Below are 12,564 nucleotides of genomic sequence, written 5' to 3'. Positions count from 1 at the left end.
TATTCTATCCTTTAAAACATTACTATTATGAAACTATTATTTTTAACAGCTTTTTTCTGTTTGTTTTTTGTGAATTTAAGTGCTCAAGATTTAGTTTATAAACCTAGAAATCCTGCTTTTGGTGGAGATACATTCAACTATCAGTGGTTGCTTAGTTCTGCCGAGGCGCAAAATGAATTTAAAGAGGATGCCGGTAACGGATTTGAGCAACCAACAGAGCTAGAGCGTTTCAAACAAAATCTTAATAATCAGATTCTGAATCAAATTTCCAATTCCTTGTTTCAAAAACAATTTGGAACTGGAGGGATTAAGGAGGGTGCTTATGTATTTGGAAGCCTATCGGTGGATATTTATCCTTCAAATCTAGGTTTAGTTGTCGATATACTTGATACCGATACTGGTGAACAAACTCAGATTATTATTCCAGGAAATTAGAACCACGAGAATGAAATATTTAATACTTACTGAATCATTTTAAAATTATACATCAAATTTTAAAATTGTTAGAATGCAATTTTGCCCAAAATGTGCCCTTAATTTCTACCTATTGTTATGAATAAAAACGCTACAATCACACTTTTGTTTGTTTTTCTATTGTCTAGTTGTGGAGCTTATTTCAATCAGCCAGTTGGTATTGAAAAAGCAGTCTATGGAGAAAACACACCAGCTACTTCATTACTCACAAAACTGCCTAAACCTAAGGAACAAATTGTTGTTGGGGTCTATAAGTTTAAGGATCAAACGGGTCAGTATAAAGCTATTGATCAAGGGAGTACATTCAGCACTGCAGTCACTCAAGGTGCTACTTCGATCCTGATAAAAGCCTTGGGCGACTCCAAATGGTTTGTGCCTATAGAAAGAGAAAATCTTGGAAATCTTTTAAATGAGAGAAACATTATAAGATCCACTCGACAAGAATATGCAACAGATTCAAAAACTCCAGAAACCCAGTTAACGCCACTATTATTTGCAGGAGTTTTGTTAGAAGGAGGAATAATATCCTATGATTCTAACATTATTACTGGTGGGTTTGGTGCGAGGTATTTTGGAACTGGTGGCTCTACTAGGTACAGACAGGATCGAATCTCCATTTATCTTAGGCTAGTTTCGACATCTAATGGGAAAATTTTGAATACCGTTTATGTTTCCAAAACAATTCTTTCTCAAAGCGTAGATGCGAACTTATTTAAATATGTAAATATTAAAAGACTTCTCGAAGTGGAAACGGGTTTCACTAGAAATGAACCAATTCAACTTGCCGTTACTGAGGCCATCGAAAAAGCCGTTGAAGGTTTAATTGTTGATGGAATTAAAGATAACCTTTGGGAAGTAAATGCTACCTCTAAGGATGTAACTGCCTATATAGATTCCTACACTAAAGAAAAAGAGGAGTCGGATTTAGCCATGTTACATGGTAGGAATAGAAATGAAAAGCGAGGGAAATTAGGTTTAGAGGCTACAGGAGGAGCAACTTATATGGCTGGTGATTATCCTAATCCTGTTGCCAAACCAATGCTTAGAGGCGCAATAAAGTACTTCATAAAACCAAACCTAAATTTGAGTGCCTCAAGTAATTTATTTCGACTCGGAAATAAAGAAAAATTAGATGTGGGTTATGCTTCTTTAGATTTAAATCTGGAATATTTAGTTCTTCCTTATGATGTTCTCACGCCTTACGTTTTTGGTGGTTTTGGAACTAGTTTTAATTCTGCTTTTGAAAATTTCGCTGGAAAGGTTCAATACGGTGCCGGTATAGAATATTTGGTGACCAATAATTTTGGTTTAAAGTTGTACGCAGAACATAATTTGAATTTTTCAGATACTATTGACTATGTCGTAAGCGGTGTCCGAGATGATTATTATTGGCGTTTCGGATTTGGAATGACTTATTATTTTCCTCGAAAACAAAAAACTATTATTAAGTGAGATTGAACTTAATCGACAATAATCATAAGGAAAAAATCAGGAACTAAAAGTTCAAATGTGCTCAGATATCTAAATTAATAATACAATATAGTGATGAAAAAATTAGCAATAAAAATCATAATGTGTTTCATTCTCTTCGTTTCTTGTTCTGAAGAACAGATTGATGACAGTGGCATGGGAATAGTAAAAGGTAGAGTTGTTGATTCAGAAACTTTCGAGCCTATTGCAAATGCAAGAGTCTTAACCAGCCCTACTACCAGCACGTACTTTTCAGATAAAGATGGGTATTTTGAATTTAGTGAAATTTTAGTAGGCAAATATTCTTTTCAAGCTCAAAAAGATGGATACATCTCAAAATTTGAACCTGCAACTGTAACGAAAAACACTACTGTTCAAATAATTTTCGAATTAGATATTTCAACAGCAAATAATAAACCACCTGAAATTCCACTATTAACAGCACCAGCGGACGACGCTAAAGGCCAGGCCTTAAAACTAAATTTGACTTGGACAGCGACTGATAAAGAACTTGATCCGCTTACGTTTACAGTGACTCTTAAAAACGGAACTACAGACGTTATTACTACTTTCAAAGATATTAAAACTCCAAGTTTAGAAATATCTGGTTTGAGCTATAGTACAAAATACTATTGGCAAGTGTCATCATCGGATGGAATTAATGCGCCTTCAAATAGCGTAACTCGAAGCTTTACAACACTTGCATTTCCTAATCCTAGATTTTTATATGTTAAAAAAGTAAACAGTAATAATGTTATTTATACTGCTGACGAAGCTGGAAATGAACTGCAATTATCCTCCTCTGAGGTTAATAGTTTTAGACCTAAAAAGAATCTGCAGATTAAAAAAATTGCTTATATCAGTTCTGATGGATCACAAAATCAAATCTACACCATGAATCCTGATGGTTCAAGCGTATTTAAAGTAACCAATTCAATTCCAATTGCAGGATTTAATATGGAACATGTAAGTTACAGTTGGAGCACTAACGGTAGTCAATTGATTTATCCAAATTTTGATAAGTTGTATCAGATTAATGCTAATGGTAGTGGACTAGTACAATTATTTAAAACGCCAAATGGTAAATTTATATCAGAATGTGATTGGAGTCAGGATGGAAGTCAAATCGTATTGAAAGTGAATGATATCTCCGGGTATAACGTAGAAATTTATGTCATAAATAGTGCTGGAGCTTTACTTTATCAAGTCCTTTCTGGATTAAGTGGAGCAGTTAGCGGATTGAATATTTCCGTTGATAATAGAAATATTGTGTATACTAGAGATGTTTCAGGCTATCAAAGCGCCAATTATAGACGACTTGATTCTCGCATTTTTATGTACAATAGAGTGACCAATGCTTCAACTGAAATCGACACAAGCAAACCAAATGGGTTTAATGATCTTGATGTTAAATTTTCTCCAAACGAAGCGGAAGTCATTTTTACCAGTACTTCTAATGATGGAATTTCCATAAAGAACGTTGTGAAAGCCAGTATTAATGATGTAGACACCCGTGTGATCTTATTTTCAGGCGGTTCCATGCCGGAATGGAAATAGAATAGGGTAACGTAAATATAAAAATGTCTGCCTAACTCAGGTAGACATTTTTTTTAGAATAGTTTTAGGATATTTAGCAGGCAGTTGCTTATTTGTAACTTTAAATAATTTCTCTTTAAAGAACAATTGATACAAAAACAGTTCTTAAACTCGATAGACAAAACCGAAAAAAAATAATTATCTTTGCCGCACAACCAGCTGCTTAAAAGCAGACTTCACAACTATACTACATGAGTTCAGATACTTCAAAAAGATATGCTCTTCGCGGTGTTTCGGCATCCAAAGAGGACGTACACAACGCAATAAAAAACATTGATAAAGGGTTATTTCCGCAAGCTTTTTGTAAAATCGTCCCGGATTATCTAACTCAAGATGATGATTATTGTCTTATAATGCATGCAGATGGAGCGGGAACAAAATCCTCTTTGGCATACTTATATTGGAAAGAGACTGGCGATATTTCAGTTTGGAAAGGCATTGCTCAAGATGCGTTGATTATGAATATTGACGACCTACTATGTGTAGGTGCTACCGATAATATTTTGCTTTCATCCACTATTGGACGAAACAAAAATCTCATTACTGCCGAAGTAATTTCAGCAATTATCAATGGAACCGAAGAATTAATCAAAGAATTAGACTCTTTTGGGGTAACCATACATTCCACAGGGGGTGAAACCGCAGATGTAGGTGATATTGTTCGAACTATAATTGTTGATTCAACAGTTACAGCTCGCATGAAACGAAGCAAAGTAATTGACAATGCTAACATTAAAGCAGGAGACGTAATAGTAGGATTGGCTTCTTTTGGTCAAGCTACGTATGAGAAAAGCTATAATGGCGGAATGGGAAGCAACGGCTTGACATCGGCACGTCATGATGTCTTTGGGAAGTACCTGGCAACTAAATATCCAGAAAGTTTTGATCCAGCAGTGCCTGAGGAATTAATCTATTCCGGACAAGTAAAATTGACTGATGCCGTTGAAAATTCACCAATAGATGCAGGACAATTAGTGCTTTCGCCAACCAGAACCTACGCGCCAATTATCAAGAAAATATTAGATATTTATACTTCTACTGAAATTCACGGAATGGTGCATTGTAGTGGAGGAGCGCAAACCAAAATTTTGCATTTTATAGAAAACTTACACATTATAAAAGATAATTTATTTCCAGTGCCACCATTGTTTCAATTGATACAAGAAGAATCCAAAACGGACTGGAAAGAAATGTATCAAGTTTTTAATTGTGGACACAGAATGGAAATTTATGTTCCAGAAGATCTTGCTGATGCTATTATTGCAATTTCAAAATCATTTAATGTTGATGCGCAAATTGTAGGTAGAGTAACGGAATCTGACGTTAAAAAACTGACGATTACCAGCGAGTATGGAACTTTCGAATATTAATTAACCCATTGAATTAGTGCTGATTTTTTAATCTTTTCCTATTCAATATTCACCTATTTTAAAATGTACGAATTACTTTTTTGGAAATATCTTGAGGGAATTTATTTAAACCATCATGAAGTGTATGAAGCTATTATCGAAGAACAGGCTCACATTGAGGGATTAGAAGAACTTCCTGTTCAAGTCATCTTGAATAGAATTGCATCGGTTTTCTCAAAATGGGAAAAAGTCGACGATAAAAGTTGGAAAAATAACACTGGGGTAGGTGCATTTCACATTAGAACCACGCCGCAAAGTATAAAAATTGATTGTTATGGTACCGAAGGCAAGACCATGGATGCCTTGGTAAACATAATGGAGGAATTCAAATGTGCTTTGTATGATCCTCAAGTCCCACAGCGCTATGATGAAATGGCCGAGTAGTTTTTTTAGAAGCTAATCCAGCACTACGCTTCAAGTCCTCCCTTAAATAAACATTTTTCTATATCCTGAAAGGAGCTCCCGTTGGTCGCTCTTTCAGGACAAGAAAAAATTGTTTTTTTGCAGTCTGGGCTTTTCACTTCGATCTGGGCTAATTACGATCTGTAATTCGAACCAACTATAATAACAACAAACGGAGTATTATTTTGTTTCCGTTTTATTCAAAAGAATAGGCTCTCCAAAACCAATTTGAGATAACTTTTTTAACTGTGTCTCTGCATCTCCTACTACTAAATAGATCATTTTATCAGGATTCAAATAGTTTTCTGAAAGCTTTTTTATACTATCCACTGTGCTATTTTTCACAATGTTTTCCTGTTGTTTTGCATAGTCATCAGCGTAATTATAGTTGCTAATGTCATAAAGCATTTCTAGTTTTGATGACAACGTTTCAAATGCTCTAGCATTGCTCTTTATTAAATATCCTTTGGTTACTTCAAGGTCATTCTCGCTGAAATTTTTTCCGTACTGCTGCAAGATTTCCTTGATCAAATTCACAGATTCAAAGGTTACATTTGATCTAACACCACTAGAAATAAGGAATGGCCCTTTATTAGTAGAGCCAGTAAAGGAGGAGCTTATGCCATAAGTATATCCTTTTCCCTCTCGTAATTGCTGTGTGAGCTGGGATGCAAAACTTCCACCACCTAAGCGATAATTCATTATTTGGGCTGGATAAAAATTAGCATCAGTAGCTGCAAGTGCAGGATAACCAATTCGGATTACGGATTGTTTTGCCCCTGGAACATCATAAAAATAAATTTTTGAAGTGGTAATTGTATTCCCAATTGTAATTTTTGGAAAAGTAATATTTTTAGATTTCCAGTCCTTATTTAAAGAAGTTAAAGAATTAATAACATCCGTTTTTGAAATAGCACCTACAATCTGAAAATTAGCGACAGAAGGAGCAGTGTTTTTAGTGTAATAATTTTTCAAATCCTCTAGCGTAATTTTCTTGACCGTGCTTTCAGTTCCAATACGATTATACGCTAAAATAGATTCATTTCCATAAATTAATTTTTTGAATTCATTTCTGGCGATGCTATTAGGGTCTGCTTTCTGTTGTAAAATCTGGCTTAAAGTACTTTGCTTGATTAATTCAAATTCTTTTGCGTCCCAGCGCGGTTGTACTATTATTTCTTGAACTAACGCCATAGTAGCGTTGTAATTCTTTGCCAGTGTAGTCACCGAGATAAAAATTGCCTCATCTGTTGCGTAGGCGTTAATTGTGGCTCCAAGACTTTCGATCGCATTTTCCAGTTGTTCTGGTGTTTTGTTTTTGGTCCCTTTGGTCATCAATTCAGCCAACATATTTGAAACTCCTATTTTATCACTTTCTTCTAGGAGCATTCCGCCCTTTATTTGCAACTGAAATTGTACGAGAGGTACTTCTTGGTTTTCAATTCCCAAAACGTTTAGTCCAGATGATAACTTGCTTTTCCAAACTGAAGGTAACTTCACATCAGGGCTTTCACCATAAGAAGGTTCTTTAGTTCTATCAAATTTAGATGGTGTCTTTTCATACGTTGCCGCAATGCTGGCATCGAATGTATCTTCCTTGCCTTCAACGATTTTTTCTTCTACTACCGCTGCTAATGTGGAACCATTTAAGATTAAAGTTGATTCTCCTTTTGGAACAAAACTAGTGGCTACATACTGTTTTCCTTTGATGTACTTTTGATATACCCGCATCACATCTTCAGTAGACACTGCCAGAATTTTTTTCACATCTTGGTTAATATACTCTGGTGTTCCCGCGAAAATTTCATATTGTGCCAGTTGAAATCCTTTTCCCAATACACTGGACAAATTAGTGTAGAAAGCGGTTTCTTGTCCCGCTTTAATGCGGTCTAAATCTTGTTGTGAAATCCCTTCCGTTTCAAAGTTTTTAAAAGCTTCGTTGACGCCGTTCATAACTTCATTCAGGTTTACTTTTTCAAATGCAGTAACACTTAACATGTACTGACCGGCTATTTCTGAATTATATTGAAAGACATCAGCGGCATCGGTTAATTTTTTATCTTCAACAAGAATTTTGTACAAAGGCGCTTTTTTACCTTTTGAAAGATAACTGGCCAGCACTTCTAAGGCATAACTATCAGGATGGTACTCGTAAACAGACGGCCAAGTCAATGTGAGTTGTGGTAGCTTTGCAAAATTATCCTCATAATAGAGTTTCTTAGTTTCGGTCAGTGTCACAGGCTGTTTTTCCATTTTAGGAATTGCTTCGCCACGTCTTATTTCTCCAAAATATTTTTCAACCCACGCTTTAGTTTGCTTAACATCAAAATCTCCGGCAATAGTCAACGTAACATTATTAGGAACATACCAGCGATTGTAAAAACTTTTTACATCTTCAAGAGTAGCATTTTGTAGGTCTTCTAATGAACCAATAACATCCCAATTATAGGGATGCGTTGACGGGTATAAATTTTTAGATATTACAGAAAAGGTATGTCCGTAAGGTCTATTATCATAACTCTGTCTTTTTTCATTTTTAACGACCTGTTTTTCTTTTGATAGAACCGGTTCTGTAACCGTGTTGATAAAATAGCCTAATTTATCTGCTTCAGCCCAAATCATTTTTTCTAATGCATCTTTAGGAACGGTTTGAAAATAATTAGTACGGTCTCTACTAGTAGATCCATTTGCTCCAGCACCACCAATACGCGCACTCATTTTATCAAGACCTCCTTTGCCTAAATTCTCTGATTCCAAGAAAAGTAAGTGTTCAAATAAATGAGCAAATCCCGTTCGGCCCGCTTTTTCTCTCGCAGAACCTACGTGGCTTGTCAAAGCAACAGCCACAACTGGATCTGATCTATCGAGGTGTAAGATGACTTGTAATCCGTTATCTAAGGTAAATTTTTCAAATTCTACTTTAAATTCTTTCGGTTTTTGGTTTTGAGAATAAGAAGAACAGGCACTACAAAGTACGAAATAGAGCAGGAATGATTGGAGTGATTTCATTTTAAAAATTTAGGTTTGGCATTATTTTTTTTTAGCAAACGAATTTGTTATTTCAAAGAACTAAAGTAAGAAAAAATAATAATAATAAACTCATTAAAGACAAGCGTTTGATTTATCATTTAAGATGTAGAAGTATATTTTTTAATTTTGTTAAAGGAATCCTTTTTGAAATTGAAATACGATCGCGAAATAATTTATATAAAGTATACTTTATGATTTATATTTAATGCACACAATCGTTTTACAATTAATTGGAAAGTATATGAATTTTAATTTTTTACAAGAGGTGGTTTTAGAAGATGAAATCGTTTTATTACGGCCGTTGCAAAAATCAGACGTTGCTAATTTATTAGAAATTTCCATGAATGAGCCAGAAACTTGGCAGTACTCGTTAATTCGTGCTAATGGAAAAGAGAATCTAGAAAATTATATTCAAATAGCCTTAAAAGCAAGAGAAAATGGTACAGAATTTTCCTTTATAGTTTTCGACAAAAAATCAGGGAAATATGCTGGGAGTACTCGTTTTTATGATATGAATCTGGCCTTTAAAACTCTTCAGTTAGGCTATACTTGGTATGGAAAAGCATTCCGAGGTACGGGTTTAAATAAACATTGTAAATTCTTATTGTTACAGTTTGCATTCGAGAACTTAGGCGTAGAACGAGTAGAATTTCGTGCAGATAATAGCAATCAACGAAGTATTGCAGCCATGAAAAGCATAGGTTGTAAAGTAGAAGGAGTTTTGAGAAATCACATGCCAACTTTAGGAAGTGAATTGCGACGGGACACTATTGTTTTGAGTATCTTAAAAGAAGAATGGTTTCTTGAAGTTAAAGAAAAACTGAAAAGTAGCCTATAATAATACAGTTAATAATTAACAGAGCTAGTGTAAGGCTTAAATCATAGTGTCACTTCCTCCTTTTCGGTACCCAATTAGTTGTCGGTATTTTGATTCTGTTTCCTTTAACTCTTGCTCCATCTGTTTGTATTTGCTAATGTCTTTGATAGTTACAACAGCAGCAACAACTGTGTTATTTTGGTCTACCAATGGTCTGCCACTGATGAGCACTCGTTTCTTTTCTCGTGCTACCGGATTCCAAAGTATGATTTCGATATCCGTTGTCACCTCTCCGTTTAGTGCACGTTCCATGGGTAAATTTTGAGAAGGAAAAATCGTTTTCTCATCTGGAAAATACAATTCAAAGTGATTACTCAGATTAGGTGATATTTTGTCATCCTCTTCAATTCCAAAAATTTCATTAGCCATATGGTTGGCCATGATGATTTTTTTATCAGCATTTGCCACAATTATTCCCTCACTAATATTTTCGACAATTAGGCGTAGTTTTTCTTCATTTTCATAAAGATCATCAATGGCGGTTTGTTGTTCGTTTTCTAACTGTACTAGTTTAGTAACGTTTCGTCCAACCGAGTAAAATACTCCATTTTCAATATCCATGTTGCTGTTCCAATCCAGCCATTTATAGGATCCGTCTTTGCATAGAAAACGGGTTCTGAAATTCACAATTGAATCTCCTTTATAATGTTTTTCAAGTACTTCGGTAGCCATTTGTTTGTCGTCAGGATGAATTAAATCTATGAATTTTATTTTATCCATTTCCTCTTGATTGTACCCAAGGGTTTTAGTGAAGGCCTCATTGATTTTGATGAAGTGCCCGTCTTTGGCAACCGTTAAAATATCGAATGCCATGTTGAAAAACATATTTGATATTTTTAAAGATTCTTCATTTTTAACTAATTTTGTAACATCTCTTGCAACAGCATACAGTACGCCTGTGTGTATATCAATTGTCATGGTCCAATCGAGTATTTTATAGGTGCCGTCTTTAGTGCGTTCTCGAACCCTGTGACTAATAACAGAGTCGCTAATTTGCAGATTTTTAATTGCATCCGTAACCATTTTGGAATCATCAGGATGTAGGAATTCTAAAATGGATCGGTTAATTATTTTATTTTGGTCATAGCCAAGAATCCTTGTAAAGGCTGGATTAACTTTTATGAATTTGAGATCTTTGATCACTACAAACATATCAAATGACATATCAAAAAACATGTTTGAAACACTTAACGCATTTTCAATTTCTTTTTGATTGGTGATATCACTGGCAACAGCATACAACAATTCGTTTTTAACATCCGGAAAAACGGACCAAGCTAACCATTTTAAGCTGCCATCTTTGCAAATGTATCTGTTTTCAAACTTGATAGAAGTAGCTCCTGTTTTAAGTTTTGTCACTTCTTTTTGTGTGATTTCAATATCATCAGGATGAGTAAATTCTAGGAAATTTTTACTTAAAAGCTCTTCTTCGGAATACCCTAAAATTCGACTAACTGACGGATTAACTTTTATGAATTTTTGCAGAGATGAAATAATCATCATTTCTACGGACATCATAAAGAATCTGTTTGCAGCTTTAGATGATTCTTCTAGCTTTTTTCTTTCGGAGATATCGGTAAAAATGCCTCCTATGGCATATATTCTTTTGGTGGCATCATAAATAGGAAATTTGACCGCGATATAAGTGTGCTCGCCATCTTCCTGCTGAATTATTTCCTCTGTTTTTAATTCTTTCAAAGCTTTGACGACTTCAAAATCCGAATCTCTGTAAGCCTTCGCAGTAAGTGGTGCCAGAAATTCTTGATCTGTTTTCCCTGCTATTTCTTCATTTGAAATTTTAAATAAGGACTCAAACTCTTTGTTGATTAACAAATATTCTCCATTTATTTTTTTTATAAATATGGGACTCGAAGTATTATCAATTATGGATTGAAGTAATTGCTTATTTTCTGAAAGTAATTTTTGAGAAATATTTTTAGCTCGAAGTTGAGCGCGTATAATAAAATAGACGACAGTTAACAAAATGACAGAAACAATTATTAATGAAATCTCAATCAAGTTCAATGAATTGTCTAATGATTGATCTCGTTTTTTGTCGATTCTCAAGATAAAAACCCAAGCTATTGCAAAAACAACAAATAAATTAAGGATGAAACCAATTATTATTTTTTTTTCTAAAGAAATTTTCATGGCACAACAGTATTTAATTGAAAGAAAGTCAGTCTAAATTTTACTATTCAAAAATAAATTTAAGTAAATGAAAGTTAGTGATTTAAATTTAATTTTCATCATTTATTTTTGCATTCAATAGGTAGTATTCTAGGGCTTTTGTCTTCTTGTCACTTGCAGTAACGAAGTTATATCGGTTTTCGATTAAGTTAAATTAAACGCAAGAAAAGACACAATTACCGCTAGACTCAGATGGCTATCTAGGCTTTGGATAATTTGCCTCGAACATCAGAAGTGTTGACGTCGTGCAAACGATTCCGATCTTTAGGATGGAGTATTCCACTCCGAATTCAATGTTCGTTCGTCGGGATCAACCCAACCAATCCTTGGTTGTTAGCTATTTCATCAGCTGTTGCTGTTTTTATTGCAGATTATGCCTCGTTTAATATTGATTTGGTGGAAGTAGTTCTCGTTTTCTGCTAACTTTTAGTTGCAAAAAGTAGTCGAGTTTGTGAAAATCTTTCCGAACTTTGCAAGCTAAGAAAACCATAGGTACTTGGTGCGATTCCAAATTTGGCGAAAGCATAAAGCAGCGGGTGCTTACGACTAATAACGAATAAAAAAATAATCAGCTACAAATGAAAATAATCCCAAAAAACGGAATTGAGAAACTCATTTTCGGAATGAAACAAAATGATGTGACGGCACTGTACGGCAAGCCAGATCGCAATTACAAGGACGAAGATAACAATGTGATTTTTGCTTATAACAAGCTGAAAATGCGTTTGACTTTCTATGTTGAAGAAGATTTTAAATTGGGTTATATCGTAGCCTCGAGTCCAGAGCTGGAATTGTTTGGATTTAAAATGATCAACAGAAAAATTAGTGAAGTCAAAAAAGATTTAGCTCTTAAGGGCATTACTAAGTTCACTCAGGAAGAGTTTGATACATTTGAGAACTACTTCAATGAAGAAAACTGGATTATTTTCCAAACGGAATTTGATGAGGTTGTGAAATTTGAGATTGGCGCTATTATCAATCAAAAGGACGAATTTGATTGGAAATTTGGAAAGAAATAAAGTCCGTTTTAATCTTTATTTTAAAGACATTTCCATCGGATGGTAATAAAAAACCCGACAGCTTTTGAAGTCTGTCGGGTTTTTTAGGGTTTATGTT

Annotated in this window: 9 protein-coding genes; 7 read left to right on the top strand and 2 right to left on the bottom strand. The window is 34.6% G+C overall.

Annotation, left to right across the window (positions count from 1 at the left end; all coding sequences use genetic code 11):
• Positions 1-27: 27 nt before the first annotated feature.
• The 5 genes from E0F91_RS14060 (at position 28) to E0F91_RS14040 (ending at position 5,333) form a co-directional block, all read left to right on the top strand.
• On the top strand, positions 28-435 hold the full coding sequence (locus tag E0F91_RS14060; RefSeq protein WP_132067087.1) for a curli production assembly/transport component CsgF: 408 nt from the start codon (positions 28-30) through the stop codon (positions 433-435).
• Positions 436-552: 117 nt separating this feature from the next.
• Positions 553-1,926, top strand: a complete 1,374-nt coding sequence (locus tag E0F91_RS14055) for a CsgG/HfaB family protein (protein ID WP_132067086.1) — start codon at positions 553-555, stop codon at positions 1,924-1,926.
• A 93-nt stretch (positions 1,927-2,019) separates the two neighbouring features.
• Positions 2,020-3,501, top strand: coding sequence for a carboxypeptidase regulatory-like domain-containing protein (locus E0F91_RS14050; protein WP_243698911.1), 1,482 nt, complete (start codon positions 2,020-2,022; stop codon positions 3,499-3,501).
• A 230-nt stretch (positions 3,502-3,731) separates the two neighbouring features.
• Positions 3,732-4,910, top strand: a complete 1,179-nt coding sequence (locus E0F91_RS14045) for an AIR synthase related protein (RefSeq protein WP_132067085.1) — start codon at positions 3,732-3,734, stop codon at positions 4,908-4,910.
• A gap of 63 nt (positions 4,911-4,973) precedes the next feature.
• On the top strand, positions 4,974-5,333 hold the full coding sequence (locus tag E0F91_RS14040) for a hypothetical protein (protein ID WP_073354556.1): 360 nt from the start codon (positions 4,974-4,976) through the stop codon (positions 5,331-5,333).
• A 198-nt stretch (positions 5,334-5,531) separates the two neighbouring features.
• On the opposite strand, the gene E0F91_RS14035 is transcribed toward E0F91_RS14040, so the two are convergent.
• On the bottom strand, positions 5,532-8,360 hold the full coding sequence (locus E0F91_RS14035) for a M16 family metallopeptidase (RefSeq protein WP_132067084.1): 2,829 nt from the start codon (positions 8,358-8,360) through the stop codon (positions 5,532-5,534).
• Between the two features lie 262 nt (positions 8,361-8,622).
• Between E0F91_RS14035 and E0F91_RS14030 the strand changes: the two genes are divergently transcribed.
• On the top strand, positions 8,623-9,219 hold the full coding sequence (locus tag E0F91_RS14030; RefSeq protein ID WP_132067083.1) for a GNAT family N-acetyltransferase: 597 nt from the start codon (positions 8,623-8,625) through the stop codon (positions 9,217-9,219).
• A gap of 36 nt (positions 9,220-9,255) precedes the next feature.
• Here the strand turns inward: E0F91_RS14030 and E0F91_RS14025 are convergent, their stop codons facing one another.
• Positions 9,256-11,409: a PAS domain-containing protein gene (locus tag E0F91_RS14025; protein ID WP_132067082.1), complete on the bottom strand. Its 2,154-nt coding sequence runs from the start codon at positions 11,407-11,409 to the stop codon at positions 9,256-9,258.
• A gap of 617 nt (positions 11,410-12,026) precedes the next feature.
• On the opposite strand from E0F91_RS14025, the gene E0F91_RS14020 reads away from it, so the two are divergent.
• The gene (locus E0F91_RS14020; RefSeq protein WP_132067081.1) at positions 12,027-12,467 is read left to right on the top strand and encodes a hypothetical protein; all 441 of its coding nucleotides are present in this window, start codon (positions 12,027-12,029) and stop codon (positions 12,465-12,467) included.
• Positions 12,468-12,564: the final 97 nt, after the last annotated feature.

The sequence above is a fragment of the Flavobacterium sandaracinum genome (assembly GCF_004349135.1).
GTDB lineage: Bacteria > Bacteroidota > Bacteroidia > Flavobacteriales > Flavobacteriaceae > Flavobacterium > Flavobacterium sandaracinum.
The sequence above is the reverse complement of the archived record's forward strand: the minus strand, read 5'-3'. Positions and strand labels throughout refer to the sequence as shown.